Raw genomic sequence first — 26,751 nt, 5'->3', positions numbered from 1 at the left:
AGCTTGCTCCGCAAAGCCTCGCGAAGGGAGGAAGGGACGCGCGATGGCGGCCCGCAGCTCGGGGGAGCGGCAGGGGCGGTCAGGCGCGGAAAGTCGAGAGATGCGAAGGGAGCGGGGCGCTTCCCCCCATCCGGCGCTTTGCGCCACCCTTCGACAAGCTCAGGGCAGGCCCTTCTCCCGCAAGCGGGAGAAGGGTAGAGCCGCCGTCAGGGCCGAGCGGTCAAAAGAAAGGCCCGAAAGCGAAGCGCCCCCGGGCCGAACCGCAACTCTGCAGTGAACCTATCTCAACCAGATCAGGCGCCCAAAGTCAAGAACGAAAGCAGAACATCGATGATGCCAGGGCTCCGCCCTGAAACCCGCCAAAGGGCCGGAAGCCCTTTGGAATCCCGGTTCAGTCGCCGCGGAAACGCTGCTCGCGCCACGGGTCGCCGCGCATGTGGTAGCCGCTCTCTTCCCAGAAGCCGGGCTCGTCCGCCTCGGTGAAACGCAGCGCGCGCAGCCACTTGGCGCTCTTCCAGAAGTAGAGGTGGGGCACCAGCAGCCGCGCCGGGCCGCCATGGTCGGGGGTGATCGGCTGCCCGGCGTAGCGCGTGGCGATCATCGCCCTGCCGCCGAGGAGGTCCGCCGCCGGCACGTTGGTGGAATAATCGTCGAAGGAGACCGCCAGCGCGTAGGGCGTCGGCGGCTCGCCATGCGTCGCGTCGGCCAGGAGGTCGTCCACCGTCACGCCCTCCCACAACGTATCGAACTTCGACCAGGTCGTGACGCAATGGATGTCGCCGCGCCACTTGGTCTTGGGCAATGCGTCGAACTGGTCCCAGCTCCAGCTCTTCACCGGCCGGGCGCGGTCGTAGAGCACGAAGCGCCAGCGCAGCAGATCGATGCGCGGCGTGGGCCCGATCTGCAGGATCGGGAAGTCCTTCACCTCGTGCTGGCCCGGCGGCAGGCGCGCCCGAGCCTCGGCGGGCGGGGGCCGTCCCGTGAAACCGCGCGTCGCCATGACCGTCCCTCCGATGCCTCAGGCCGCCGACAGCGCGTCCCACACCGCGACGGCCGCGGCGAGGTCCGCCACCGCGGTGCCGACCGCCTTGAACAGCGTGATCTCGCCCGCGCCCCCGCGCCCGGGATGCGCGCCCCGGCACAGGGCCGCGAGGTCGGCCAGCACGTCCGCCTCCCGCAGCACGCCGCCGCGGATCGCCGCCGCCACGTCGCCGCCCTCCGTCAGCGCCGCCGGCGTGTCGATGAAGACGCGGGCGCGGAGCAGCGCCGCGTCGTCGGCCTCGCGCATCGCCATCGTGAAGGCCCCGACGAGGTCGACGTGCTGGCCGGGGGCGAGCCAGTCGCCGCGGATCAGCGGCGCGGTCGACAGCGTGGCGCAGCAGACGGTGTCGGCGGCCCGCACGGCGGCTTCGAGACCGGTCACCGCCTCGGCCGGCAGTCCCTCGGCGCGGAGGGCGGCGGCGAGGCGCTCGGCCCCGGCCGGGCGGTGGTTCCACACCGCGATGTGGGACGGCGGCCGCACGGCCGCGTGGGCGCGCGCCAGGAAGGGTGCCAGCGCGCCGGCGCCGACCATCAGCAGCCGCGACGCGTCCGGCCGCGCCAGCAGGTCGGCGGCGAGGGCCGACACCGCGGCGGTGCGGCGGTGCGTCAGCCGCGTGCCGTCGATGACGGCCAGCGGCGCCCCGGTCTCGCCCGATTGCAGCACGTAGGCCCCCATCACGGCGGGCAGGCCGAGGGCGCCGTTGCCGGGGAACACGTCGACGATCTTGGTACCCACGTAGGCGCCGGGGCCGGGCGCGCCGGCGCTCCAGGCCGGCATCAGCAGATGGACGGCGCCCGCGCCGCCCTCCGGGCCGACGTGGTGGTGGTGGCGGGTCGGCGCCACGAAGGACCCGGACGCCAGGGCGCGGCGCAGCGCCTCGACGAGGCTCCGCTCGTCGAGCGCGCGGTCGATCTCGTCGGCGGTGACGAGCCTCACGGCGGGGTCAGTGGGCGTCGTGCAGTTCGAGCGCCGGCAGCGGGCCGGAAGACGCGCCGGCGAGGCGGGCGGCTTCGCGGTTCTGGCGGGACTGGATGTCGAGCTCTGTGCGCAGGCGGGCGTTCTCGACGCGGGCGTCGCGGGCTTCCGCGGTGGCGCGGCGCGCGGCCGAGCGATAGCGGCCCTGACCGAGCCAGCTCGCCACGCCGCCGATCACCACCCCGCAGGTGAGCAGGAAGAAGACCAGCAGGAACAGCGGCGCCGCCAGGACGAAGACCGGGTCGCCGGACGAGAAGGGATCGAAGGAGATGGACACGACCTGACGGTTGGCGACCGCGAAGGCGATCGCCAGGATCGCGACCGGCACCAGCACCAGGGCCTTCAGAAAGGTCTTCACATCCGTCTCCTTCGGGGCGGGCCCCCGTCGCTGCGGAGGGGTTTCGCACGATCCGCCGCCGGGGTCACGCCCCGCGGGCGGGCGCGCTCACGCGCGCAGGCGCTTCAGCGGCTCCTCGGCCTCGGCATCGGCTTCGCCGGGGTTCAGCCGCTCGCGCATCTCCTTGCCGGTCTTGAAGAAGGGCACGGCCTTCTCGACGACCTCGACGTGGTCGCCGGTGCGGGGGTTGCGGCCGAGGCGGGCGTCGCGGCGCTTCACCGAGAAGGCCCCGAAGCCGCGCAGCTCCACCCGGTCGCCGCGCACCAGGGCATCGGTGATGCCGTTGAGCACGGCGTTGACCACCTTCTCGATGTCGCGCTGGTACAGGTGCGGGTTCTTTTCGGCGATCCGCTGGACGAGTTCCGACTTGATCACCTGCGCCCCCACACAAGCGCCGTGCGGGATGTCGGCCGGCGTGCCCGGGAACCCTTCACTGGCCTGAGGCACCCTGCCAAACCGCCGTGAGACCGTCAAGGCGAGGCCGGTCGGCGGCTTCGCCGAGCGCCGCGGCCACGCGGCCCACCGTCGGGAAGCCGAGGGCGTCGGCGGCGGAAGCGGCCGAGGTCAGCAGCCCGAGCACGCCGCCGCGGCGCTTGGGCTCGTAGTCGCGCACCGGCAGGCCATGGGCGACGTGGCGGTCCGTTTCGAGCCAACGCACCGCGTCCTCCTCCGACCCGAGCTCGTCGACGAGCTTCAGCGGCACGCCCTGGCGCCCGGTGAAGACGCGGCCGTCGTCGACGGCGGCGAGTTCGGCGTCCGTCATGGAGCGGCGCGACTTCACCAGTCCCTTGAACCAGTCGAAGCTGTCGGACACCAGCGCCGCCAGGGCGGCGCGGGCCGCGTCGCTGGTGGGCTCGAGGCCGTTCGGCGCGGCCTTGAGGGGCGCGGACTTCACCTCCTCGACCCTGACGCCGATCTTGTCGAGCAGGCCCGACACGTTGGGAAACTGGAACAGCACCCCGATGGAGCCGACGAGCGAGTTGCCGTAAGCCACGATGTGGTCGGCGCCCAGCGCCGCGATATAGGCGCCCGAGGCCGCCAACGTGTCCACCGTGGCGACGACGGGCTTCTTCGCCGCGACCTTGCGGATGGCGTCGTAGACGCGCTCGGAGCCCACGGTCGTGCCGCCGGGGCTCTCGATCTGCAGCACCAGGGCCTTGGCGGCGTCGGTCGTCTCGACGTCGTGCAGCAGGCGCAGCGTGGTGTCGTCGCCGGTGATCAGGCCGCCGATCTTCACCCGGGCGACGTGGGGGACGACGCGCGTGGCGAGCACGGCGCCGCCGTCGCGCGCGAACAGGGCCACGACGGCCAGCACCGCCACGGCGGCGGCGAGGACGCGCCAGAAGGTGAGCTTGCGGCGGATGCGCCGGCGGTCGACGAGGTAGTCGGCAGCGGAGCCGGGGGTCATCGACATGGCAGGATCAGCTCCGCGCGGGATGGATGCCGAGGCTTAGCGGGGCCCCGGGGGCCGCGCAAGCGAGCGGGCCGCCCCTCGGCGGGACGGCGTGGGCCCGCCCACGGGCGTCTGCTCAGGCCGCCCGCCCCAGCGCCCGGTCGGCCGCGTAGAGCGCCAGCCCCGACGCCACCGACTGCAGCGGGTGGGCGGCGTGGAGCCGCCCTTCCCCGAAGCGATCCACGAAGAGCCGCCGCACAGCCGGCACCTGCGAGGTGCCGCCGGTGGTGAACACGGCGTCGATGTCGCCGTGCGCCAGGCCGGCGCGCCGCAGCGTGTCGTCGGCGGCTTCCCCCATGCGGGCGAGGTCGGGGGCGATCAGCCGCTCGAACTCGGCGCGCGTCACGTCCGCGCTCAAGCGGATGCCGGAGCTGTCGAAATCGAGCCGGGTCGCTTCGGCCTCGGACAGGCGGATCTTCACGGCGCTGATCGCCTGGTAGAGCTCGAAGCCGAGGTCGAGGTCGACGAAGTCGATCAGCCGCTCGATGGCGTCCGGGTCGTCGCTGGCGGCCCGGAGCTTGCGCAGCTCCGCCATGGTGGCCGGCGCCTTCAACCAGGACAGCTGGTGCCACTGGCTGAAGGCCGCGTGGATGTAGGCCGGGATGGGCAGCAGCTTGTCGAAGGAGCGGTAATGCGAGCCCTTGCCGAGCTGCGGCGCCACGTAGCGGTCGATCAGGCGGTAATCGAACGTGTCGCCGGCGAGGCCGACGCCGCCGTGGGCCAGCGCTTCGGCGCCCTGCCGCCCGTCGCCGCGGCGGAAGCGGATCACCGAGAAGTCGGAGGTGCCGCCGCCGAAGTCGGCCACCAGCACGGTCTGGTCGCGGTCGAGGTTGCGGGCGTACCAATAGGCGGCGCCGAGCGGCTCGTAGGCGAGGTCGACCGCGCCGAAGCCCGCCTGCGCGAAGGCGGCGCCGAGCCGGCCCACCGCCAGTCCCTCGTCGGGATTGTCGCCGGCGAAGACCACCGGGCGCCCCGCCACCACGCCGGCCGTGCCGGCCAGCAGCGCGTCGCGCTCGGGGGCGAGGTGGCCGAGGAACGTCGCCACCAGGTCCTCGATGGTGAAGCGCTTGCCGTAGAGCCGCGTTTCCGTGAAGGCGCGGCTGCCGAGGTAGGTCTTGATGGACTGCACGAAGCGGCCGTTGCCGGAGCCCGACAGGGCGTGCTCCAGCGCCTGGGGTCCTCCCGCGGTGTGGACCACGGCGCGCGGCGCGCGGCCCTCGCTCCAGAAGGCCAGCGCGGTGCGGAAAACGCCGACGTCGCCCGATGCGGACGGCCAGGACAGGCTCCGCACGGTGCCGTCCTCCTCCACCACCGCGACCGCGCTGTTGGTCGTGCCGAAATCGATGCCGACGGCCCGCATGGCTTCAGGTCTCACAAACGGAACCGGCCCCCGGGGCGGGACGCGCCGACGGGGGCCGGGATGGATCGGGGGGCTTCCCCTACAGGATCCGGACGGCCGGGGCCAGCGGGTCGGGCGACCCCGGCGGCCGGCCAAGCCGTTCAGTGCAGGCGCGGCTGCTTCAGGAACTGGCGTCGGTCGGCCGCGGTGATGCGCAGGTCGAAAACGTCGCCCTCGCGTTCCAGCGTCAGCGGCACCTCGACGCCGGGACCGCCGAGCGCCCACATGGAGCGGTAGAAATCGGCGAGGTTGGCGATGTCCATGCCGCCCGCGACCTTGACGATGTCGCCCTTGCGCAGCCCGGCGCGGTCCGCCGGCCCCTTGTCGGCCACGCCGACGATGACGACGCTCTTGTCGATCTCGTGGGCATAGACGCCGAGCCACGGCCGCGCGGCGTTGCCGGACCGGCCGGCCAGGAGGTCGTCGTAGATCGGCACCAGGAGCTCGCTCGGCACCACCATGTTGAGCGCCTTCACGCGGCCGCCGTTGACCTGGTGCTGGAGCTGCAGCGAGCCGATGCCGAGCAGGTCGCCCGACGCCCCGATCAGCGCAGCGCCGCCCCAGTTCGGGTGGCCCGGCGCCGTGAAGATCGCTTCCTCGATGAGGTATTCCCAGTAGCCGGCGAATTCCTGGCGCGCCACGATCTCGGCAGCCACCGAATGGCGGCGCCCGCCCGCCCCCGCCAGGATCACGCTTTCGCCGACGCCCGCGTGGCGGCTGTCGCCGAGCTTCAAGGCCGGCAGGCCGAGCGGCTCCAGCGCCTGGACGAGCCCGAAGCCGGTCGACCCGTCGTAGCCGAGCACATGGCCCGGCACCACGCGCCCGCGGTGCGTTTCGAGCAGCACCTCCTCGGCCTCGGTGATGAGGTAGCCGATGGTCACCACCACGCCGTCCTCGCGGATCACCACGCCGTTGCCGCCGCGCTCGACGCCCAGCGTTTCCGCCGTGTAGGCGTCGCTCGCCACGCGCGCGCTCAGGCTCACCACGGATGACAGGGCGCGGTCGAGGTCGAAGCCGTAGTCGGCGGCCTTGGGCTGCGCGCGGGGGGAAACTTCCCAGTCGTCGTACTCGTCGCTCACCGCATCTGTCTCCCGGGCTGGCCTTTCGAAGCCGGCACGTGTCGGCCGCAGCATGACACGCGTCAGATTTCAGCACGCGCCCCGCCCTTCGCAAGTGTCGCGCCGGGCGAACGCGGAGCCGCGGAGCCGCAGCCCCGCCGTTCCGGGCTAGGATCTGGCGCCCCGCGGCAGCCATGACATGGGGGCGCGGGAGGTATCGGCGGCTTTATTCCGGCGCGGGAGGGCTCGCCGATTGCTTCGGCGTGCCCTAAGGACCATGTCTTCGACAAGGCGCAGCGCCCGGGATGGGCCGAAGCGTCGCAGGGCCGCCCCCGCCGCGGCCCGTTTTCCCCGGCGCCCCGGCCGCATCGCCGGCGCTCTTCCCTCGATCAAGGCACGAAACAAAGCTTGGCTTTTCCCCCGACCGCCCCCTCCCTCGCGCGCGCGCTGGCCGAACGCGACTACCAGGATCCCACCCCCGTCCAGTCCGCCGTGCTCGAAGCCGAAGGCGGGCGCGACCTGCTCGTGTCGGCCCAGACCGGCTCCGGCAAGACCGTGGCCTTCGGCCTCGCCATCGCGCCGACCCTGATGGGCGACGCCGACGCCATGCCGCCGGCCGCCGCCCCCCTGGCGCTGATCGTGGCGCCGACGCGCGAGCTGGCGCTGCAGGTGGAGCGCGAGCTCGCCTGGCTTTACAAGCCGACGGGCGCCCGCATCGTGTCCTGCGTGGGCGGAATGGACGCGCGCCGCGAAGCCCGCGCGCTGTCGTTCGGCGTGCATATCGTGGTGGGCACGCCCGGCCGCCTGCGCGACCATCTCGAGCGCCGCAACCTCGACCCGTCGGCGCTCCGCGCCGTGGTGCTCGACGAGGCGGACGAGATGCTGGACCTCGGCTTCCGCGACGACCTCGAGTTCATCCTGCAGACCACCCCGGAGGAGCGCCGCACGCTGCTGTTCTCCGCCACCCTGCCCAAGGGGATCGTGACGCTGGCGCAGCGCTACCAGAACGACGCGCTGCGCATCGCCGTGGCGGGCGGGTCGCGCGGCCACACCGACATCGAATACCGGGCGGTGCGGATCGTGCCGCGCGAGGTCGAGCACGCCGTGGTCAACCTGCTCCGCTTCTACGAGCCGCCGAGCGCGCTCGTCTTCGCCAACACGCGCGAAACGGTGCGCCACCTGCAGTCGGCGCTGCTGGAGCGCGGCTTCTCGACGGTGTCGCTGTCGGGCGAGCTCAGCCAGAACGAACGCAACCACGCCCTGCAAGCGTTGCGCGACGGCCGCGCCCGGGTCTGCGTCGCCACCGACGTCGCGGCGCGCGGCATCGACCTGCCGGGCCTCGCGCTCGTGATCCATGCCGACCTGCCCAACGACGCCGAAACCCTGCAGCACCGTTCGGGCCGCACGGGCCGCGCCGGCCGCAAGGGCGTCAGCGTCCTGCTCGTGCCGCCGGCCCGCCGCCGCCGCGCGGAAGGGTTGCTCGCGGTCGCGAAGGCCGAGGCCGTGTGGGCCGCGCCGCCGTCCGCCGACGAGATCCGCAAGCTCGACCAGGAGCGCATGGCGGGAGACCCTCTCCTCGCCGAGGAGCCCAGCGAGGACGACCTCGCCATGGCGAAGACGCTTCTGGAGCAGCGCTCGGCCGAGGAGGTCGCCGCCGCGCTGGTGCGCGTGTACCGCTCGCGCCTGCCCGCACCGGAAGACGTGACGGACCCCGGCTCGCAGCCCCAGCGCAAGCCGCGCGCCGACTACGAGGCCGCCCCGCGCGACCGCGACTGGGCGCGGGGCAACGACGGCGGCCAGGGCGGCGGCCATTCCGGCGGCCAGGGCTCGTCGGGCGGCGGTTCCTGGTTCCGGATGAACATCGGGCGGCGCAACAACGCCGACCCGCGCTGGCTGTTGCCGATGCTGTGCCGCCGCGGCGGCGTCGGCAAGGGCGACATCGGCGCCATCCGCATCTTCGACCGCGAAACCAAGTTCGAGGTGCGCGACACCGCGGCGCGCCAGTTCGAGGATGCCATCCGCAAGGGCGAGAACGCCGAGCCGCGCATCGAGCCGGCTTCCGAAGCGCCGCCGCGGCGTCCGCGCTACGAGGACGGGCCGGGGCGGGGCGACGCGCCGGCCGCGGGCCGGCCCCGCCGTCCGCGCCAAGCCGAGGCCTAAGGGAAGAGGGCGGATCCAGGACCGTGCAGTGCAGCATCGGCAATGGCTCCGCCCAAGCTTTCGCCCCGCCCAATACTGTGGAACGTGGCGCGCTGGAATGAAGCAGGGCCCCGGCTTCGCAGGAACTCGCGTCTTCGCGCGGCGTTCAACGACTCAAGACATCATCCAACGTCAGCGAGTCGGCCATGCCCGAGGAACAACAATCGGTGACGCGCTCGACCCGCGGGTTCGCGTCGATGGACCTGGAAAAGCGGCGGGCCATCGCGCGAAAGGGTGGCGAGAGCGTGCCCAACGAGAAGCGTAGCTTCTCCCAGAACCACGAACTCGCCTCGCAGGCCGGCCGCAAAGGCGGCCAAAGCGTCGATCCCGAGAAGCGCAGCTTTTCGCAGAACCACGGACTCGCCGCCCAGGCGGGCCGCAAAGGCGGCCACGCGTCCCACGGCGGCACGCGCACCCTGAAGGCCGATCATTGATCCTGCGCGGCGCCCGGTCCGGGCGCCGCGCAGCCGTGGGGACAGGTCGGGCAGCGTAGGCCGGCCACCCGCTCGAGCGTGGCGGACGAGCCGTCGAGGACGGCGTCGCGGCCTTGCCAATGGTCGCAGGTGCCCGGGTCGCCGGGCCCCACCCAGGCCACCGTGCGCCCGTCGTCGGCGAGGGCGCGCGCGGTGGCCTTCCGCGTTTCAACGTCGTGGGGCGCAGGGATGCGGCGCGCTTCCCGGCGCCCGAGGCTGAGCACGCCCGGCGCCACGCCCGGCTCGTGCAGGATGACGTCGGCGGATTGCAGCGCCCGCACGGCGCCGAGCGTCACCTGGGCAGCCGGGCCCGGCCCGGCGCCCACCAGGATCACCCGGCCGCCGCCGGCCGCCTCGGTCGCGGTCGCGGCCTCCATGCAGAGCAGGCGGTCCTCCTCGCGCGGGGCGCGGTCGCCGCCCTCCAGCGCCATGTCGGCGAAGAGCTCCCAAAAGCGGCGGCGGGCCGCGAAGCCGAGCTTCAGGGCCTGCAGCGGCTCGCGCCAAACCTTCGCGGCCACCGCCCAAGCCCCGATCTCCGCCGGCAGCAGCGCCTCGATGCGGGCGCGCAAGGCCTGCCCGAAGACCGGGGCGGCGCCGTCGGTCGAGATGCCGATGACCAGCGGCGAGCGCGCCACGATGGTGCCGAACTGGAACTCGCAGAGCGGCGGCACGTCGATGACGTTGACCGGCACCCCCGCGGCCTGCGCGGCGGCGCGGAAGGGCTCGCCCTCGTCGCCCTCGAAGGCCCCGATGGCGATGGCGGCCCCGTCGAGGTCCTCGGGGGTCCAGTCGCGGCGGTGCAGCGCGATGCGGTCCGGCATGGCGGCGGCCAGCGCGTCCATCTCGGGACAGGGTTCGGCCGCCACGACGATCACCTGCGCGCCCGCGGCGGCGACGAGCTCCGCCTTCCACACGGCCGGCGGCGTGCCGCCCGCCACGAGGACGCGGCGGCCGCCGAGCTTGAGGAAGACGGGCAGCGTGGCCAGGGGCTCGATGTTGCCGGGCGGCTTGGGGGCGCGGCGGCGCGGTTCGGACATGGGTCAGGGTCGCTGTCGTTGAAGCGGGTTTCCGACGGGCTCGGCCGTCGGGCACCTGCTTTTGTCAGAATCCGGCCGCCGACCCCACGGGGTCGCGGTCGTCGTCGGCGCCGTAGAGCCGATAGGGCTTCGGCGGCTTGGCCAGGAACGGGAGCGCGAGGTCGTCCTTGGCGCCGGACGCGCCGAAGACGTCCGTGGTGATGCCGGCGGCCTGTCCCCAGGGAGCCTTGTCCTTGAACGCGTAGCCCTGGCCTTCGAGCATGCGCCGCGTGTCGGGCGACAGCGCGAAGGGCTCGACCTCGACCACGTCCGGCATCCACTGCATGTGGAAGCGCGGCGCGTCGATGGCTTCCGCCACCGTCATGCCGTGGTCGACCACGTTGACGATGGCTTCCAGCGTGATGGTGATGATGCGCGAGCCGCCGGGACTGCCGATCACCATGGCGAGCCTGCCGTCCCTGGTGACGATCGTCGGGCTCATGGACGAGATCGGCGTCTTGCCCGGCGCAACCGCATTGGCGTCGCTGCCGACGAGGCCGAACTGGTTCGAGGCGCCGGATTTCGCCGCGAAGTCGTCCATCTCGTTGTTCATCAGCACGCCGGTGCCGCCGGCGACGCGGCGCAGCCCGAACCACGAGTTCAGCGTGTAGGTGACCGACACGGCGTTGCCGGCGGCGTCGGCGATCGAATATTGGGTGGTCTGCCGCCCTTCGGCCCCGGCCTGCGGGGGCCCGTCGAGGGAGGTCGAGGGCGTCGCCTTCGCGGGGTCGATGCCGGCGCGGAGCTTCGCCGCATAGGCCTTGTCGAGCAGGCGCGTGACGTCGTTCGTCACGAAGGCCGGGTCGCCGAGGCCCTGGCGGTCGTGGTAGGCGCGCCTCATGGCCTCCACCATGGCGTGGACCTCCGCGGCCGAGTGGTACCCCATCGCGCCGAGGTCGTAGCCTTCGAGGATCTGCAGGATCTCGCAGATCGCGACGCCGCCGGCGCTGGGCGGGGGGGCGGATTGGACGTCGTAGCCGCGGTAGGAGCAGCGCACGGGCTCGAGTTCCCGCACCTTGTAGCCCGCCATGTCCTCCCTGGTGATGATGCCGCCGCCGGCCCGGCTCGCGTCCGCGATGGCCTGCCCGACGGCGCCCCGGTAGAAAGCGTCCGCGCCGCCGGCCGAGACGGCTTCGAGGGTCGCGGCGAGGTTCTTCTGCACCAGCCGTTCGCCCACCGCGTAGGGCTTGCCGTCGTGGGTGAAGACGGCCGCGGTGGCGGGGTCGCCGGCGAAGTCGGGCGCCGCGAGCTGCAGCAGGCTCGTGTCGGCCGGCGCCAGCACGAAGCCGTCGCGGGCGAGGGCGATGGCGGGGGCGAGGAGGTCGGGGCGGGATCTCGTCCCGTAATGCTCGCGCGCCCATTCGAGGCCCGCCACGGTGCCGGGCACGCCGACGGCGAGCCAGGTGTCGGTGGAGCGGCCCTTCACGACGTTGCCCGCCGCGTCCTGGAACATGGTGGGCGTGGCGGCGCCGGGCGCCTTCTCGCGCATGTCGACGAAGGCCGTGCGGCCGTCGGCGAAGCGGATGTTCATGAAGCCGCCGCCGCCGAGATTGCCGGCGGCCGGGAACACGACCGCCAGCGCGTAGCCCACCGCCACCGCGGCGTCGACGACGTTGCCGCCGCCCTTCAGCACGTCGGCGCCGACCTCGGAAGCGAGGTGCTGCGCCGTCACCACCATGCCGCCGTCGGCCCCCACGGGCGCGGGTGCGGCCGCCTGGGCCGATGTCGAGGCGAGCAGCGCCAGGGCGGAAGCGAGGGATCGGCGCATGGACGGTGTCTCGAAGCCGCGGGGGGACGGCGCCAGCCTAGCCGACGCGGTCCCGCCGTCCAAGGCGCGCCGCCGTCAGCAGCTGCTCGGGTAGTCCCGGCATTTAATGCGCTGCTCGTTTTCGAGCTCGATCGCCCCGTCGCTGCCCGCCGGGTAGCAGCCGAAGCTGCCATCCGGCCCGCGGACGTAGTTGCCGAAGCCGTATTCGTTGACGTGGTAGCAGGGGTCTTCCCCCTGCGCCCGGGCTCGCCCGAGTTGGTCATAGGGCGGGGCACTCGCCGCCGAGGCGCAGGCAGAGCCCGCGGCGATACCGACGGCGGCGAGCAGGATGCGGATCTTCATGGGATGAACCTTCGACGCTTGTGGACGCACGCCCGTCCCAGGACATGGGGGCCCCGCCCCGCGGCGCCCAGGCGGCACGGTGTCGCCGCACCGGCACCGGATGGACTTCGCCGGTCCCCTCCTCTAAGCGGACAGGATGTTCAAGAGCCTGTACCGCTGGACCCTCGCTTTGTCGGCGAGCCGCCACGCCCCGCTGGCGCTGGGCGCCGTGGCCTTCGCGGAAAGCTCCTTCTTCCCCATCCCGCCGGATCTTCTGCTCGTGCCGATGTCGCTGGCGCAGCCGAGGCGCGCCTGGACCTACGCGTCCATCTGCACCGTGGCGTCCGTTCTGGGCGGCATGCTCGGCTACGCCATCGGGGCGCTGCTCTACGACACCGTGGGGCAGTGGCTGATCGCCACCTATCATTATGCCGACAAGATGGACGCGCTGCGGGCCGCCTACGCGCAGTGGGGCTGGCTGCTGATCCTCATCAAGGGCTTGACGCCGATCCCCTACAAGCTCGTCACCATCGTGAGCGGGCTGCTGGGCTACAACTTCGCGCTGTTCGTTCTGCTGTCCGTGATCACCCGGGGAGCGCGGTTCTTCATCCTGGCCGGGCTGCTGAACCGATTCGGAGACCCGATCCGCGGCGCCCTGGAGCGCCACTTCGCCGCGATCCTGGTCGGCTTCCTGCTCCTGGTCGCGGTCGGCTTCTACGTCGCCACCCACGTGATCTGACACGCGTCCGACCGGGCGGCGCGAGCCTGCATCGCCGTCGCGGAGCCGTCGCGGGCGTCAGGGTTCCGCGGGGTCGCGCGGCTTGAAGCCGATGGTGCCGGCCCGCGCGTCGTAGAGCACCTCGTAGCTGAGATAGGGGAGCGTGCCGGCGGAGATCGCGGGCCCCTGCCCGCGCGGCGGATGCAGCGTGACCCGCGTGGCCGGTCCCTGCCCCGATGTGAAGGGGATCGCCACCGGCCCCCCGGTCCCGCCGATCTCGAAGCTGGCGCTGCGGCCCGCGCCCCACGGCTTCGGCCCCCGGGCGGCGGGGCTGGCCACTGACAGGCCGGGCGCCCCCGTGTCGAGCAGGGTGCGGCCGCAATAACGCTCATCCTTGCCGCGCCCGACCAGGCAGCCCGGCAGGGCCGCGTCGGCCCAACCGGGCGGTTCGTCGCCGGCCGTGCCGGGCTGGGGATCGAGCTTCAGCAGGGTGAAGCCGGCGCGGTCCCGGTCGTCGGGATCGATGATGAGGTGGCCCGGCTCGGCGCTGCCCGGGCGCGGCAGCACGAGGATCCAGCTCCGGTCCCCCGCCAGCGAGAGCGGGTTCGGCGCGCCGTCGACCCCGCCGGGGGCCCGCCGCAGCGACAGGCCGAGGATGGCGGGGAAGCCCTGGCCAGGGTAGCCGTCCCCGGCGATCAGATAGTCGGCGGCGCTGACCTTGGAAGCGGGGCAGTCCGGCTTCTCCTCGACGCAATCGACCCGGTCGATGCGCTGGAACAGCACGGGAGCATCGGTGCGGACGGGCCCGACGCCGAGCGTGGCGCGGGCCAGGATGCCGTCGAAGCGCGCGCCTCCGCCGAACGGATAGCGGCGATGGATGTCCGTCGCCTCGTATTGGCCGGGGGACAGGGCGGAGGCGAGAACGCGCAGGCCGAAGGAGCCCGTGTCGAGCGCGGCCTCGATCGGCGGCCCGTTACCCACCGTCACCGGCACGGAATAGCGCGGGTCGCCGTCGGGCAGCACCGTTTGGTGCACCGGCACGTCGGCCCGCTCGGCCGCCCGGCCCGCGCCGGCTCCGGCCAGCAGCGCCGCGGCACCGAGCCCGACCGCACGCAGGATGCCCGCGGCCGTGATGTCGTCGATCGTCCGTCTCATCGCTGCATCCTGCCCGAACAGGCCGGCAGTTTCGAGGCGGTTCCCCCCCGGGGTCCGGGAAAACGGCTCCGCCCTTCGAGGCGAAGCCTGCCACCATCGTCGCCGAGCCCGCCCCAGACGCGGAAAGGCCCGCGCGGTGTCCCGCGCGGGCCTTTCCCCATCGGATCGGAGGGAGAAGAAGCTTACTTCTTCTCGCCCTCGGTGCGGGCGCGGAGCGCCGCGCCCAGGATGTCGCCCAGCGACGCGCCGGAATCGGCGGAGCCGAAGGTCGCGATGGCTTCTTTCTCCTCGGCCATCTCCAGCGCCTTGATGGACACCGACACCTTGCGGGCCTTGCGGTCGAACAGGGTGATGCGGGCGTCCACCTTCTCGCCGACGGCGAAGCGCTCGGCGCGCTGGTCGGTGCGGTCGCGGGCGAGGTCGGACCGCTTGATGAAGGCGGTCAGGTCGGTGCCGACGATCGTGACGTCGATGCCGCCTTCCTTCACGTCCGTGACTTCGCAGGTGACGATCGCGTTCTTGCGGAGGTCGCCGGCGCCGCCTTCCTCACCGACCTTGGACACGAAGGGGTCCCCGGCCAGCTGCTTGATGCCGAGCGAGATGCGCTCCTTCTCGACGTCCACGTCGAGGACCTGCGCCTTGACGACGTCGCCCTTCTTGTAGTCGTCGATGACCTGCTCGCCCGGGCGGTTCCAGTCGAGGTCGCTGAGGTGGACCATGCCGTCCACGTCGCCGTCGAGGCCGATGAACAGGCCGAACTCGGTCTTGTTCTTGACCTCGCCCTCGACCTCGGTGCCGACGGGGAAGCGCTCCGCGAAGGACTCCCAGGGGTTCGACAGCGTCTGCTTGAGGCCCAGCGAGATGCGGCGCTTGACGGCGTCGACCTCGAGCACCTGCACCTCGACTTCCTGGCTCGTCGCCACGATCTTGCCGGGGTGGACGTTCTTCTTGGTCCAGGACATCTCGGACACGTGGATCAGGCCCTCGATCCCCGGCTCCAGCTCCACGAAGGCGCCGTAGTCGGTGATGTTGGTCACGCGGCCGTTGAGCTTCATCTCGATCGGGTACTTGGCCTCGATGCCCTGCCACGGATCGTCGAGCAGCTGCTTCATGCCGAGCGAGATGCGGTGCGTCTCGTGGTTGATCTTGATGATCTTGACGCGCACCGTCTGGCCGATGGTCAGGACCTCGGTCGGGTGGTTGACGCGGCGCCACGCGATGTCGGTGACGTGCAGCAGGCCGTCGATGCCGCCGAGGTCCACGAACGCGCCGTAGTCCGTGATGTTCTTCACGGTGCCGTCGATGACCTGGCCCTCTTCGAGGTTGGCCACGATCTCGTGGCGCTGCTCGGCGCGGGACTCTTCCAGCACGGTGCGGCGCGACACGACGATGTTGCCGCGGCGGCGGTCCATCTTCAGGATCTGGAACGGCTGCGGCACGCCCATCAGCGGGGCCACGTCGCGCACCGGGCGGATGTCCACCTGGGAGCGCGGCAGGAACGCCATGGCGCCGTCGAGGTCGACCGTGAAGCCGCCCTTCACCTGGTTGAAGATGATGCCTTCCACCTTCTCCTGGCGCTCGAAGGCCTTCTCCAGCTTGACCCAGCTTTCCTCGCGGCGGGCCTTGTCGCGCGAGATCACGGCCTCGCCGAGCGCGTTCTCGATGCGCTCCAGGTAGACCTCGACCTCGTCGCCGACGCCGGGCAGCTCGTCGCGCCCGTTGTTGGTGAACTCCTTCATGGCGACGCGGCCCTCGGTCTTCAGACCGAGGTCGATCACCGCCACGTCCTTCTCGATGGCGACGATGATCCCCTTGACCACCGTGCCTTCGAAGGCCTCGTTCTTGCCGTAGCTCTCGTCGAGCAGAGCGGCGAAATCATCGCGCGAAGGCGAACCGTAGGAAGCGACTGCGGACATTCATTCTCCTGGAGCCCGGGGAAACCCGGGCGGCGCCGGCGGTTGGCGTTATGGGGCGCTGTCTCGGCATCGGCGGTCCGCCCGAGGGGACCGACCGCCGCGAAGGGCGGGCCGGCGCATTGGGCCGATGCGGGACAGCGGTACTCTAGATATGGGTGTTCGGCCCCTCCGCTCCAAGCATGGAGCGGAGGGGCTGATACAACCGGAGCGGGGAATAGCAGGTCGGCCGGAAGGCGGCAAGGAGGATCGACGGCCCGGAAGGTGTTGTTTATTCGTTCCCGACGTCGGGCGCCCGATCTGGTGCCGATCGCCGGGCTGCGGGGTTGCGGCCCGGCCCGGGGCGCTTCGCCTTCGGGCCTTCTCATGCGCGACGCCTGACGCGCCTCCCTTCTCCCGCCCGCAGGAGAAGAGCCTGCCCTGGGCTTGGGACAGGGTGTTCGTGCGAAGCGGGGCCGGATGAGGGAAGCGCCACGCTTCCCGCCCCCGAACGACCCTGAGCCGGCCGCCCCGGCCGCTCCCCCGAGCGGCGGGCCGATGTCGCCCGGATCGAGGCGGCCGAGTGCCGTCCGGGCCTGCGCGGGGCGCTGCAGCGCGCCATGGTGCAGGGCCGGCCCTACGACGGGGCGCCTCCCGACCGTCCGATCTGCGGGTCGGAGGAGATCGACCCGAACGCCGCGGCCGTATTCGCGGCAGTTCGCGAGCGCATCGCGGACGCGACTTCCGCGACGGAAAAGCTCGAGCTCGCGGCATGTGCAGGTCCTGCTGCGACCACTGGCCTCCGACATCTCTTGGTTCGGAAGGATGCCCACGAGCTTTCCATCTACACCGTGAAACATACAGGGCCATACGATGCGGCGCCTTGCCTAGAATGCAGCAGAAATGAAATCATTCCATACGAATTGCTAAAATGTATTTTGACGACAAAAATTACAATTCTGATCGATACTCGTCGAGCAGACCAAAAAATACGTACTTTACACCGAAGGATGATGCACGTCCCTCGTGCAGAAGGTGTGATTATTGCTTACTCATCGCAGATCATGAAGGACCTTGCGTCAAAAATAATCGCCTTAGTTTCCATATATTCGCGAGATATCACACCATACGCTCGGCAGATCATGAATACGATGAGAGGGCAGGACCGAATCCTGCCCCAGACACCGACTCCTGCCCCAGACACGGAAATCATCGATGCTGGCTCGCAGGTCACGAAAGGGAAGCCGCAGCGGATCATCCTGTCAGCGTCGAGACGTCTTCACGCGGCCACTGCCGAACGGCCAATCCACCACGCCCCCCGCCCACAGCGCCCACCACACGAACACGGGCTGAAAGGCCAGCCGCGGCCCGTGGTACCACCAGGACGACGGGATGGGCGGCAGGTTCACGTTGTCGACCGCGTGCTTGATGTTGGCGGGGAACACACAGACCGCATAGGCGGCGAAGGCCCAGCCGGCCGCCCGGCGCAGGCGCGGCGTCAGCAGCGCGACCGAGCCGGCGAGTTCGCACGCGCCCGTCGCCAGCACCATGTGGCGCGGGTCCGGCACCCAATCCGGCATGATCGGCAGGAAGGCGTCGGGCGACCGCACGTGGACCACGCCGATCCCGGCATAGACGGCCGCCAGCGCGATGCGGGCCGCGGCGCGGGCCTTGGGGTGGGACGGGGCGTCGGGGGACATGGCGGGGTCTCGCGGGCGGATGTCGGTCAACGGGGGGCGGCGCGCAGGGTTGCGCGGCGCCGCGCGAAGGTCGACACCGCGGCCCCATGACCGATGCTTCCCCCTCGAACCGCGCCCGCGGCACCCTCGCGGCCGGCTTTCGCCGCGTCGGCACCCGCACCGAGGTGGTCGGCCCGCACGAGGCCGGCGGCTACCGGCTGCGCCTGCCCCGCACGCACGGCGGCCCCTGCGAGGCCGTGATCGTCAACACCGGAGGCGGAATGGCGGGCGGCGACCGCGCCGACTTCTCCTTCGCGGCCGAGGCCGGCGCCGCCGTCACGCTCACCACCACGGCGGCCGAGAAGGTGTACCGCGGCGCGGAGGCCGGAGGGGCCGAGGCCGAGACCCGCGTCGGCGTCGCCCTCGCGGTCGGCCCCGGCGCCGCGCTCGACTGGCTGCCGCAGGAAACGATCCTCTTCGACGGGGCGCGCCTCCGCCGGCGCCTCGACGTCGAGGTGGAGGAGGACGCCGACCTCCTGATGGCCGAGATGCTGGTCTTCGGCCGGCTCGGCATGGGCGAGCGCATGGGCTCGGGCCGGGTGCGCGACCGCTGGCGGGTGCGGCGCGGCGGGCGGCTCGCCCTGGCCGAGGACCTCGACATCGGCGGCGACGTCGCGGGCCTGCTCGACCGGCCGGCGCTGGGCGGCGGCGCCCGCGCCTGCGCCACCGTGGTGTGGGCGTCGCGCCGCGCCGGGGACGGGCTCGACGCCGCCCGCGCGGCGCTGGACGTCGCCGATGTGGCGGGCGGCGCCAGCGCGTGGAACGGCCTGCTGGTCGCCCGCGCCCTGTCGCCCTCGCCACGGGCGCTGCGCACCGCTATCGTCGACCTGTTGTCCGGACTGCGGGGGCGCGCCCTGCCCCGCCTCTGGGCCTGACGGGACGAGCCGCATGAACCTCACGCCGCGGGAGAAGGACAAGCTGCTGGTCGCCCTCGCCGCCCAGGTGGCCCGGCGGCGGCTGGAGCGCGGCGTGAAGCTGAACCACCCCGAAGCGGTGGCGCTCATCACCGACGCCGTGGTCGAGGGCGCGCGCGACGGGCGCAGCGTCGCCGCGCTGATGCGGGCCGGCACCGAGGTCCTGCGCGCCGATCAGGTGATGGAGGGCGTGGCCTCGATGATCCACGACATCCAGGTCGAGGCCACCTTCCCGGACGGCACCAAGCTCGTGACGGTGCACCACCCCATCCGCGGCGCCGACGACGCGCTGATCCCCGGCGAAGCCCTGCCGGCCGCGGGCGACATCACGATGAACGAGGGGCGGGACACGCTGACGCTGGAGGTGGTGAACGCGGGCGACCGGCCGATCCAGGTGGGCTCGCACTACCATTTCTTCGAAACCAACCCGGGCCTGAAGTTCGACCGGCCCCGCACGCGCGGCTTCCGGCTCGACATCCCGGCCGGCACCGCGGTGCGGTTCGAGCCGGGGCAGAGCCGCGAAGTGCGGCTCGTGGCGCTCGCCGGCGCCCGCGAAGTGTACGGGTTCCGCGGCGAGGTGATGGGGCGTCTCTGAGGCTCCCCCCACTCCACCCGCGCGGGGGGACCTCCCGCCCCCGATGAGCGGCCGCGGGCGCCGGGCCGCGCCCAGTCTGGACTTCGGCCGGCCGCCCCCTTATCATCCCGCCATGGCGTCCGGGCCGCGCGATGCGCGCCGGCGAAGGATCGGTGGCGGAGGCGCCCCCGGTCGTGCCGTCGTTTCGACACCGGCCGCCATGCCCGTCGCCTGACCATGTCGCATCTGCGGCCCGTCCGGCACGACGCTCACGCTTTCGGGCGGTTCGGGCGCGCCGGCATCGGCGGCGGCCGCCCCGTCCCGCATGCCCACCGGTGGAACACGATGGCCGACCTGATCCGTTACGACCTGCTCGTCCAGGACGCTCTGCGGGGGGTCGTGCGCCAGGTCCTGACCGACGTGGCCCGCAACGGGCTGCAGGGCGAGCACCACTTCTTCATCACCTTCAAGACCGTGACGCCCGGCCTGCGCCTGTCGAGCCGGATGCGCGAACGCTATCCGGACGAGATGACGGTGATCCTCCAGCACCAGTTCTGGGGCCTGACCGTGACGGAGGCCGGCTTCGAGGTGGGCCTGTCGTTCAACAACATGCCGGAACGGCTGTTCGTGCCCTTCGTCGCCATCACGATGTTCCAGGACCCGTCCGTCACCTTCGGGCTGAAGTTCGACACCAAGGACGCGGGATCGCCGGCCGACGCGCCGCAGAAGCCGGCCCTGGCCGAGGCCCCCAAGGGCCCCCGGGCCCTGGCCACCGTCGACGCGCACCTGCCGCCCCGCTTCGGGGATGCGCAGCCCAGGCCGGACGACAAGAGCAAGGACAAGCCGAAGCCCGTGCTGGCCAAGGTGCCGGACGAGGACGAGGACGCCGGCGGCGAAGCCGCCTCGGGGGGGCCGAAGGTCGTCTCCATCGACGCGTTCCGCAAGAAGCCCTGACGCGGCCCGTGGGCGACCTCGTCAACCTCCGCCGGTTCCGCAAGGGGCGCGACCGCGCCGGGCGGGCGGAGGACGCGGCCCGCAACCGCGCCGCCTTCGGCCGCACGCGCGAGGAGCGCGACGCGTCGGCCGACGAGGCGGCGCGGGCGGCGGCGCGGCTCGACGGCCACCGCCGCGACGCGCCGCCCGACGACACCGGGTGCGGAGCGCCCCAGGGTGGCCCCGCCCGCTGACGGCGGAACGGTCGTCGGCAAGCGGTCGCTGACCGTCGCCGGCCACCGCACCAGCATCTCGCTCGAGGACGCCTTCTGGTCGGGCCTGCGCGACATCGCGGCGGCGCGGGCCTCGACGGTCGCCGGCCTCGTGGCCGAGATCGACCGGGGGCGGGGCGCCGCCAACCTGTCGTCGGCGATCCGGGTCTTCGTGCTCGACCATTTCCGAAGCCGCGCCCCGCTTTGAGAGGATAGGCGCCCGGCGCCCTCGGGGGACGTCTTCCCGCCCGGCACGCGCCGTGCCATGCTCCGCCCCCGAGGGTGCCCGAGGGGCGCCGCGGGCGGGGATCGGCACGATGGCTCAGGGCGGGATTGCGGCATTGTTGGCGGGCGCGGGCCTCCTGATCGCGGGCGCGGCGCAGGCCGCCGACACCAAGCCGGCCCTGATCTACGACATGGGCGGCAAGTTCGACAAAAGCTTCAACGAGGGCGCGTTGCACGGCGCCGAAGCCTTCAAGCAGGCGACCGGCGTCGCCTTCCGCGACTTCGAGATCCAGAACGACGCCCAGCGCGAACAGGCGATGCGCAAGTTCGCCAAGGACGGGTTCAACCCCGTCGTGGCGATCGGCTTCAGCCAGGCCAGCGCGCTGGAGAAGGTCGCGGCCGAGTTCCCCGACACGCGCTTCACCATCGTCGACGCCGTGGTGGACAAGCCCAATGTCCAGTCGGTGCTGTTCAAGGAGGGCGAAGGCTCGTTCCTGGTCGGCCTGCTCGGCGCCATGGCGTCTAAGACCGGCAAGGTCGGTTTCGTGGGCGGCATGGACATACCGCTGATCCACAAGTTCTCCTGCGGCTACGCGCAGGGCGCGAAATATGCCAACCCGAAGGTCGAGGTGCTGCAGAACATGACCGGCACCACGGCCGATGCGTGGCACGACCCCGTGAAGGGCGGCGAACTCGCCAAATCGCAGATCGACCGCGGCGCCGACGTGATCTACCACGCGGCCGGCGCCACCGGGAACGGCGTGCTCCAGGCGGCGGCCGACGCCGGCAAGCTCGGCATCGGCGTCGATTCGAACCAGGACGGCCTGTTCCCCGGCCACGTCCTCACCTCCATGCTGAAGCGCGTCGACGTGGCCGTGAAGGACAGCTTCACCGCTTCCAAGGACGGCACCTGGAAGCCGGGCATCACGGTGCTGGGCTTGAAGCAGGACGGCGTCGGCTATGCCGAGGACCAGTACAACAAGGCGCTGCTGACGCCCGCGATGATCAAGGCCGCCCAGGCGGCGGCGGCCGACATCGAATCGGGCAAGCTCGTGGTCCACGACTACATGGCGGACAACAAGTGCCCGGATTGATCGGGTGAGCCTGTCCCCCGATTTCCGGCCCTCGACGCGGCATCTCGCGCTGGGGGACGCCTTCTTCGACCCGGTGGCGCCCGCCGACTTCCCGCGGACCGACATCCGCTATCGCAACGACCGCTGGGCGGCGCGCGTCGGCCTGGCGTCGCTCGACGACGCCGAATGGGCGCGCCACTTCGGCCGCTTCGCCCCCCTGCCCGGCACCCTGCCGGGGCCGATCGCGCTGCGCTACCACGGCCACCAGTTCGGCCACTACAACCCGGACCTCGGCGACGGCCGCGGGTTCCTGTTCGCCCAGATGCACGACCTCGCCGACGGGCGGCTGCTCGACCTCGGCACCAAGGGCAGCGGCACGACGCCCTGGTCGCGCGCTGGGGACGGGCGGTTGACGCTGAACGGCGGCATCCGCGAGGTGCTGGCCACCGCGCTGCTGGAAGCCATGGGGGTGAACACCTCGAAGAGCTTCAGCCTGATCGAGACCGGCGAGGACCTGGAGCGCGGCGACGAACCGTCGCCGACGCGCTCCGCCGTGCTGGTGCGGCTGTCGCATTCCCACATCCGCATCGGCTCGTTCCAGCGCCTGCGCTACCTGGAGGAAGCGGCCAACATCCAACGGCTGCTCGACCACGCGGTCGACGCCTATCGGCCGGACGCGCGGCGGGACACGCCGGCCGCGACCGCGGTCGCGTTCCTGGAAGGGGTGTGCCGAGACGTGGCCCGCACCGGCGCGCAATGGATGGCGGCCGGCTTCGTCCACGGCGTGCTCAACACCGACAACATCAACGTGACGGGGGAGTCCTTCGACTACGGGCCGTGGCGCTTCCTGCCGACCTACGACCCGGCCTTCACGGCGGCCTATTTCGACCACGCCGGCCGCTACGCCTATGGGCGGCAGCCGACCGTGCTGCTGTGGAACCTGACGCGCCTGGCCGAATGCCTGCTCGAGGTGGCGCCCCAGGCGGAGCTGGAAGCCACGCTCGGCGGCTTCGCCCCGGCGTTCCGCGCCGCCTTCGTGGAGGAAACGCTGCGGCGGCTGGGCCTGCGGGCCTCGGCCGACCCCGAAGCGGACAAGCGGCTCGTCGAGATGTTCTGGACCTTCCTGGAGGCGTCCGGCGCGCCCTTCGAACAGGCCTTGTTCGATCACCGCGGCGGGCGCCTGTCGGCGGGCCGGGCGGCCCGAGGCCCCGGCGCGGCCTTCTACGCCGGCGAAGCCTACGGGGTGCTGCGGGCCGCGATGGACGCGGCCGAGCCCGACGGCGACGCGGGGCTGGACCACGCCTATTTCGCGAAGGGAGAACCCTGCACGCTGCTCCACCCGGAGGTCGAGGCGATCCTGGCCGCGGTGAACAGGGACGACGACTGGTCGCTGTTCCGTGCCAAGCTCGACGAGATCGAGGCGATGCGGGTGGCCTATGGGGCGTGAGCCGCGGACGCCCTTCTCCCACGAGCGGGAAACGGGGACGGCCCCCGCCCTCGACCTCGTCGGCATCTCGAAGAGCTTCGGCCCCGTGCGGGCCAACCGCGACGTCAACCTGTCCGTGGCCGCCGGCACCATCCACGGCATCGTGGGCGAGAACGGCGCCGGCAAGTCGACGCTGATGTCGATCGTCTACGGCTTCTACGAGGCCGACGCCGGCGAGATCCGCGTGAAAGGAACACCCGTCCGCATCGCGTCCTCGAAGGACTCGATCCGGCACGGCATCGGCATGGTCCACCAGCACTTCATGCTGGTCGACACGCTGAGCGTGCTCGACAACGTGATGCTCGGCGCCGAAGGCGGCGCGCTTCTGCGCAGCGGCGCCCGCGCGACCCGGGCCCGCATGGCCGAGCTCGCCCGCGACTACGGCCTCGCCGTCGACCCCGACGCGCTCGTGGGCCGGCTCGGCGTCGGGCTGCAGCAGCGCGTCGAGATCGTCAAGGCGCTGCTGCGCGGCGCCGCCGTGCTGATCCTCGACGAGCCCACCGCCGTGCTCACCCCCGCGGAAGCCGACGGGCTCTTCGTCCTGCTGCGCAAGCTCAAGGCGCAGGGCGTGACCGTGGTGCTGATCACCCACAAGCTGCGCGAGATCATGGCGGTGACGGACCGCGTGTCGGTGATGCGCCGCGGCACGGTCGTCGAAACGGTCGACACCGCCGCCACCACGCCGGCCGCGCTCGCCGACGCCATGGTGGGCCGCCGCGTGTCCCTCGCCGTGTCGCGCGCGCCCGCCGCCCCCGGGCCGCCGCGGCTCGAGGTCCGCAACCTGACCTGCTTCGGCGCCGGCGGCGTGAAGCTCGTCGACGACGTGTCCTTCACCCTGCGGGCGGGCGAGATCGCCGGCCTCGCCGGGATCGCCGGCAACGGCCAGTCCGAACTGCTCGAAGCGCTGGCCGGCATCCGGCCGCTCGGCTCCGGCGAAATCCTGATCGACGGCCGTGCCGTGCCGCCGGCCGGGCGCAACCCGGCGTCGCTCGGGCGGCTCGGCCTCGTCCATGTGCCGGAGGACCGGCACCGCATGGGGCTCGTCACCGCCTTCGAGGCGGCCGAAAGCGCGATCCTCGGCATCCATCGCGAGCCCCGCTTCGGCTTTGGCCCCTTTCTCCGCCGCCGCGCCGTGCTGGCCGACGCCGCGCGCAAGATGGCGGACTACGACGTGCGCCCCGCGGCGCCGCGGTTGAAGAGCGCCAATTTTTCCGGCGGCAACCAGCAGAAGATCGTGCTCGCCCGCGAACTGGAGCGCGGCCCGAAGGTGGTGCTCTGCGGCCAGCCGACCCGCGGCGTCGACATCGGCGCCATCGCGTTCATCCACCGCCGCCTCGTGGCGCTGCGCGACGCCGGGGTCGCGGTGCTGGTCGTGTCGGTGGAACTCGACGAGGTGCTGGCGCTCGGCGACCTGATCCTCGTCATGTGCGGCGGCCGCCTCACGGGCACGCGCCGCCCGCCGCGGGACGCCGCGGGCGACCCCGCCTTCGTGGGCGAGATCGGGCTGATGATGGCGGGGGTGGAGGACGAGCGCTTCGCCGCATCTCCGTCGGGAGGTCTGGCGAAACACACGATATGATTGTAGGGTAGATCGCATATCAACCACCACCATGCCGGTGTGATGTGCGACGGCACGACATGAGACCTTTCATCCTGCGGACGTCCACCGCGGCCCTGACCGTGGGCCTGTTCCTGATCGCCGTCTGCCAGGCGAGAGCCTTCGAGAACGACGAGTGCAGCGACATCGTCACCACGTCGCAACACCGGCGCATCGACCTCAGGCCGGGCGAAACGCCGGAAATCGCGCACGTGCGCGCCATCGACGAGGTCGGCAGGCTCGCCGTCGCGGAGGTCATCGGCATAGCGATCGATTCGTCGCAGTCCGTGTCGTCGGACCTCAACAACGAGGCCGACACGCGGCACACGCGCGAGGTCGGTTCACCCGGCAGCGCCGAGACAGGGCTCGACCGAAGCGGGGTGAAACTCCGGCTCCAGGACGTCGCACAGTATAATTATCGAGGCCTCGTGCGCGTCAAACTGCTCAGCGAGGCCGTCGACGGACCGGCGGGCCACCAGAGCCTCGAACTCGCCGCCGAAGTGATGGTTTGCCGGCCGAAGCGGAAGGATCTCATGGTCGCGGATCGCCGGCCGCCACAGGTCGTCGACCCCGACAAGGCGAGCTGGTTCAGCCCGGTCACCGGGGAGCCTCAACTCTGGTATTGGGCCGGCCCCGGTGAAACCTTCACGTTCTTCGACAAGGCCGGCTTCGATCCGGGCACCGGCGATCCTCTGAAACGGGTGGACCGGCAGTTCCAGGGTTACTGGAGAGCCCTGATGGCCAAGCGCCGCAAGGATGCCCTCGACACGGCGGAACGGCAGCAGCGGGAGGCGGCCTTGTCGCAGGAGCGGGCAGCGGCGGCCAAGCAGGCCAGCGACCTTCGTGCGACGCAGGACGCGCAGCACATCCAGAGCTGCGACGCCGGCACAGCCAATTCGAACGACCCGCGAAAGCCCGCTTCGGTGACCGGGGCCGCGTGGGACACGCTCCGGTCGCGGGCGGCGACCGCCATTCCCGATTGCGAAGCCGCCATTCGTCTCCAGCCCGGAGAGATGCGCTTCCGCTACCAGCTTGCACGGGCCTACAGCGTCGACGACCCGAAACGGGCGCTGCTCCTGTTCAAGAGGCTTTGCGACGAGCGCTATCCCGCGGCCTACGACAACTACGGCTGGGGACTGCTCGACCGCCGCGTCGGTCGGAACGACTTCGCCGGTGCGACGCGGGCCTTCGAGGCGGGCGTCGCTGCTGGTGATTCGGATGCGATGGTGAGCCTCGCCGGCTTCATGCGGCGTGGGAGCTACAACGAGGCCGGGTCCGAGGACGCGCTGGCCCTGTACCGTCGCGCCGCCAAACTGGGCAACAGCGACGCCGTCACGGCCATCGAGCAGATGGAAGCCGAACAGGTTCGGACGGAAGCCACGAAGGCCAGCCAGGTCGAACAGATGCGGCAACAAGCGATCAGGCAGGAAGAGGCTGGACGGATGGTGCTCGGCATCGTGGGCGGCGCCATGAACAGGTTCAAGCGTTAGAACCGAACAGGGCGGGCGGCGGGGCGGATCGAGCGGGCGCGGCCCGACCTATCGCTGCCGCGCGCAGCCCTGTTCCGCCATCGTCTTCTGGATGCGGTCCGAGCTCAACAGGAAACCCTTGCTGATCTCGTCCGCGTTCTGTTTCGCGAGGTCGCCGCAGTTCTGTGCGACCGCGTTCGGGGCCGCTTGGGCGGCGGCCGCCCCGCCGTCCCTGTCCGTCGTCGAGACCGAGGGGGCCAGGGTGGACGATCGGACCTGTTCTTCGAGCCGGGACACGCGGTTTTCGAGCTTCGACAGGAAGACGATCGCGGCCACGATGCCGGTGAGGATGGTGACGGCCGAGCCCGTCGTTTGAATGTGATCTGACGTGGACATCGCGACCGTCTCGCTTCGAGGTGCAGCGTTACACGTTTTAGGCGATGTGGCGTTTTTCATCAATCGAAGGTTGGCGAGCGGGCGAGGGCCCCGCCCGCGTCCCGGGGTCCACCGCCGGGGACCGGCGTGCGGTGGGGCCCGACGCGG

The 26,751-nt window shown here is 71.8% G+C and carries 26 protein-coding genes; 12 read left to right on the top strand and 14 right to left on the bottom strand.

All coding sequences use genetic code 11. The annotated features are described in order from the left end of the window. Nucleotides 1-391 precede the first annotated feature (391 nt). The 7 genes from D3273_RS08955 to D3273_RS08925 all read right to left on the bottom strand — a co-directional run bounded on the left by D3273_RS08955 (nucleotide 392) and on the right by D3273_RS08925 (nucleotide 6,345). On the bottom strand, nucleotides 392-1,000 hold the full coding sequence (locus tag D3273_RS08955) for a sulfite oxidase-like oxidoreductase (protein ID WP_129225607.1): 609 nt from the start codon (nucleotides 998-1,000) through the stop codon (nucleotides 392-394). A gap of 18 nt (nucleotides 1,001-1,018) precedes the next feature. Further along, on the bottom strand, nucleotides 1,019-1,978 hold the full coding sequence (gene lhpI, locus D3273_RS08950) for a bifunctional Delta(1)-pyrroline-2-carboxylate/Delta(1)-piperideine-2-carboxylate reductase (protein ID WP_129225605.1): 960 nt from the start codon (nucleotides 1,976-1,978) through the stop codon (nucleotides 1,019-1,021). Nucleotides 1,979-1,985: 7 nt separating this feature from the next. Next, the gene (locus D3273_RS08945; protein ID WP_129225604.1) at nucleotides 1,986-2,375 is read right to left on the bottom strand and encodes a lipopolysaccharide assembly protein LapA domain-containing protein; all 390 of its coding nucleotides are present in this window, start codon (nucleotides 2,373-2,375) and stop codon (nucleotides 1,986-1,988) included. Between the two features lie 87 nt (nucleotides 2,376-2,462). Continuing rightward, a complete protein-coding gene (locus D3273_RS08940; RefSeq protein WP_129225641.1) occupies nucleotides 2,463-2,789 on the bottom strand; it encodes an integration host factor subunit beta in 327 nt (108 codons plus the stop codon). Between the two features lie 55 nt (nucleotides 2,790-2,844). After that, a complete protein-coding gene (sppA, locus tag D3273_RS08935) occupies nucleotides 2,845-3,828 on the bottom strand; it encodes a signal peptide peptidase SppA (protein WP_129225602.1) in 984 nt (327 codons plus the stop codon). A gap of 115 nt (nucleotides 3,829-3,943) precedes the next feature. Next, nucleotides 3,944-5,227, bottom strand: coding sequence for an Hsp70 family protein (locus D3273_RS08930; RefSeq protein WP_129225600.1), 1,284 nt, complete (start codon nucleotides 5,225-5,227; stop codon nucleotides 3,944-3,946). A 140-nt stretch (nucleotides 5,228-5,367) separates the two neighbouring features. Beyond that, on the bottom strand, nucleotides 5,368-6,345 hold the full coding sequence (locus D3273_RS08925) for a S1C family serine protease (protein WP_245501074.1): 978 nt from the start codon (nucleotides 6,343-6,345) through the stop codon (nucleotides 5,368-5,370). Nucleotides 6,346-6,732: 387 nt separating this feature from the next. Between D3273_RS08925 and D3273_RS08920 the strand changes: the two genes are divergently transcribed. Together D3273_RS08920 and D3273_RS08915 are read left to right on the top strand one after the other, a co-directional pair. Continuing rightward, complete coding sequence (locus D3273_RS08920; protein WP_129225596.1) at nucleotides 6,733-8,484, top strand: DEAD/DEAH box helicase; 1,752 nt, start codon at nucleotides 6,733-6,735, stop codon at nucleotides 8,482-8,484. A gap of 185 nt (nucleotides 8,485-8,669) precedes the next feature. Then, a complete protein-coding gene (locus D3273_RS08915) occupies nucleotides 8,670-8,957 on the top strand; it encodes a con-10 family general stress protein (protein ID WP_245501073.1) in 288 nt (95 codons plus the stop codon). Here the strand turns inward: D3273_RS08915 and D3273_RS08910 are convergent. The 3 genes from D3273_RS08910 to D3273_RS08900 all read right to left on the bottom strand — a co-directional run bounded on the left by D3273_RS08910 (nucleotide 8,951) and on the right by D3273_RS08900 (nucleotide 12,182). Continuing rightward, the gene (locus D3273_RS08910; protein ID WP_129225595.1) at nucleotides 8,951-10,033 is read right to left on the bottom strand and encodes an NAD(P)-dependent oxidoreductase; all 1,083 of its coding nucleotides are present in this window, start codon (nucleotides 10,031-10,033) and stop codon (nucleotides 8,951-8,953) included. The two genes, D3273_RS08915 and D3273_RS08910, sit on opposite strands and share 7 nt — an antisense overlap. Before the next feature lie 64 nt (nucleotides 10,034-10,097). Further along, entirely contained in the window at nucleotides 10,098-11,840 is a 1,743-nt protein-coding gene (gene ggt, locus D3273_RS08905; RefSeq protein ID WP_129225593.1) for a gamma-glutamyltransferase, read from the bottom strand. 75 nt (nucleotides 11,841-11,915) lie between these two features. Beyond that, nucleotides 11,916-12,182, bottom strand: coding sequence for a hypothetical protein (locus D3273_RS08900; protein WP_129225591.1), 267 nt, complete (start codon nucleotides 12,180-12,182; stop codon nucleotides 11,916-11,918). A gap of 136 nt (nucleotides 12,183-12,318) precedes the next feature. Between D3273_RS08900 and D3273_RS08895 the strand changes: the two genes are divergently transcribed. Next, nucleotides 12,319-12,900: a YqaA family protein gene (locus tag D3273_RS08895; protein ID WP_129225589.1), complete on the top strand. Its 582-nt coding sequence runs from the start codon at nucleotides 12,319-12,321 to the stop codon at nucleotides 12,898-12,900. A 57-nt stretch (nucleotides 12,901-12,957) separates the two neighbouring features. On the opposite strand, the gene D3273_RS08890 is transcribed toward D3273_RS08895, so the two are convergent. The 3 genes from D3273_RS08890 to D3273_RS08880 form a co-directional block, all read right to left on the bottom strand. Next, nucleotides 12,958-14,034: a hypothetical protein gene (locus D3273_RS08890; protein WP_129225588.1), complete on the bottom strand. Its 1,077-nt coding sequence runs from the start codon at nucleotides 14,032-14,034 to the stop codon at nucleotides 12,958-12,960. 182 nt (nucleotides 14,035-14,216) lie between these two features. After that, nucleotides 14,217-15,950 (bottom strand): 30S ribosomal protein S1, encoded by a 1,734-nt coding sequence (gene rpsA / locus D3273_RS08885; protein WP_129225586.1) that lies wholly within the window; start codon nucleotides 15,948-15,950, stop codon nucleotides 14,217-14,219. A gap of 1,238 nt (nucleotides 15,951-17,188) precedes the next feature. Next, complete coding sequence (locus D3273_RS08880) at nucleotides 17,189-17,626, bottom strand: DoxX family protein (RefSeq protein ID WP_129225584.1); 438 nt, start codon at nucleotides 17,624-17,626, stop codon at nucleotides 17,189-17,191. A gap of 86 nt (nucleotides 17,627-17,712) precedes the next feature. Here D3273_RS08880 and D3273_RS08875 point away from each other — a divergent pair, with 86 nt between their 5' ends. From D3273_RS08875 to D3273_RS08835, 9 genes are all read left to right on the top strand, one after another. Further along, complete coding sequence (locus D3273_RS08875) at nucleotides 17,713-18,540, top strand: urease accessory protein UreD (protein WP_129225582.1); 828 nt, start codon at nucleotides 17,713-17,715, stop codon at nucleotides 18,538-18,540. A gap of 13 nt (nucleotides 18,541-18,553) precedes the next feature. After that, nucleotides 18,554-19,174: an urease subunit gamma gene (locus D3273_RS08870; protein ID WP_129225580.1), complete on the top strand. Its 621-nt coding sequence runs from the start codon at nucleotides 18,554-18,556 to the stop codon at nucleotides 19,172-19,174. 324 nt (nucleotides 19,175-19,498) lie between these two features. Continuing rightward, nucleotides 19,499-20,107 (top strand): SspB family protein, encoded by a 609-nt coding sequence (locus D3273_RS08865; protein WP_129225578.1) that lies wholly within the window; start codon nucleotides 19,499-19,501, stop codon nucleotides 20,105-20,107. Between the two features lie 8 nt (nucleotides 20,108-20,115). Further along, nucleotides 20,116-20,340 carry a DUF4169 family protein gene (locus D3273_RS08860; RefSeq protein WP_129225576.1) on the top strand — a complete coding sequence of 75 codons (225 nt, stop codon included), beginning with the start codon at nucleotides 20,116-20,118 and terminating at the stop codon, nucleotides 20,338-20,340. Next, entirely contained in the window at nucleotides 20,324-20,566 is a 243-nt protein-coding gene (locus D3273_RS08855) for a ribbon-helix-helix domain-containing protein (protein WP_129225574.1), read from the top strand. Before D3273_RS08860 ends, D3273_RS08855 begins: the two co-directional genes overlap by 17 nt. 109 nt (nucleotides 20,567-20,675) lie before the next feature. Continuing rightward, a complete protein-coding gene (locus tag D3273_RS08850; RefSeq protein WP_129225572.1) occupies nucleotides 20,676-21,677 on the top strand; it encodes a BMP family lipoprotein in 1,002 nt (333 codons plus the stop codon). A 4-nt stretch (nucleotides 21,678-21,681) separates the two neighbouring features. Further along, the gene (locus tag D3273_RS08845; protein WP_129225570.1) at nucleotides 21,682-23,103 is read left to right on the top strand and encodes a protein adenylyltransferase SelO family protein; all 1,422 of its coding nucleotides are present in this window, start codon (nucleotides 21,682-21,684) and stop codon (nucleotides 23,101-23,103) included. Next, on the top strand, nucleotides 23,093-24,721 hold the full coding sequence (locus tag D3273_RS08840; protein ID WP_129225568.1) for an ABC transporter ATP-binding protein: 1,629 nt from the start codon (nucleotides 23,093-23,095) through the stop codon (nucleotides 24,719-24,721). The genes D3273_RS08845 and D3273_RS08840 overlap by 11 nt, the downstream gene beginning before the upstream one ends. A 101-nt stretch (nucleotides 24,722-24,822) precedes the next feature. After that, on the top strand, nucleotides 24,823-26,229 hold the full coding sequence (locus tag D3273_RS08835; RefSeq protein WP_129225566.1) for an SEL1-like repeat protein: 1,407 nt from the start codon (nucleotides 24,823-24,825) through the stop codon (nucleotides 26,227-26,229). Nucleotides 26,230-26,277: 48 nt separating this feature from the next. Here D3273_RS08835 and D3273_RS08830 read toward each other — a convergent pair whose 3' ends face one another. Continuing rightward, nucleotides 26,278-26,604, bottom strand: coding sequence for a hypothetical protein (locus tag D3273_RS08830; protein ID WP_129225564.1), 327 nt, complete (start codon nucleotides 26,602-26,604; stop codon nucleotides 26,278-26,280). Between the last annotated feature and the right edge of the window lie 147 nt (nucleotides 26,605-26,751).

This window comes from Lichenibacterium minor, assembly GCF_004137685.1.
Taxonomy (GTDB): Bacteria; Pseudomonadota; Alphaproteobacteria; order Rhizobiales; family Beijerinckiaceae; genus Lichenihabitans; species Lichenihabitans minor.
Note: the sequence above shows the minus strand (reverse complement) of the source record. Positions and strands in the feature narration are given on the sequence as shown.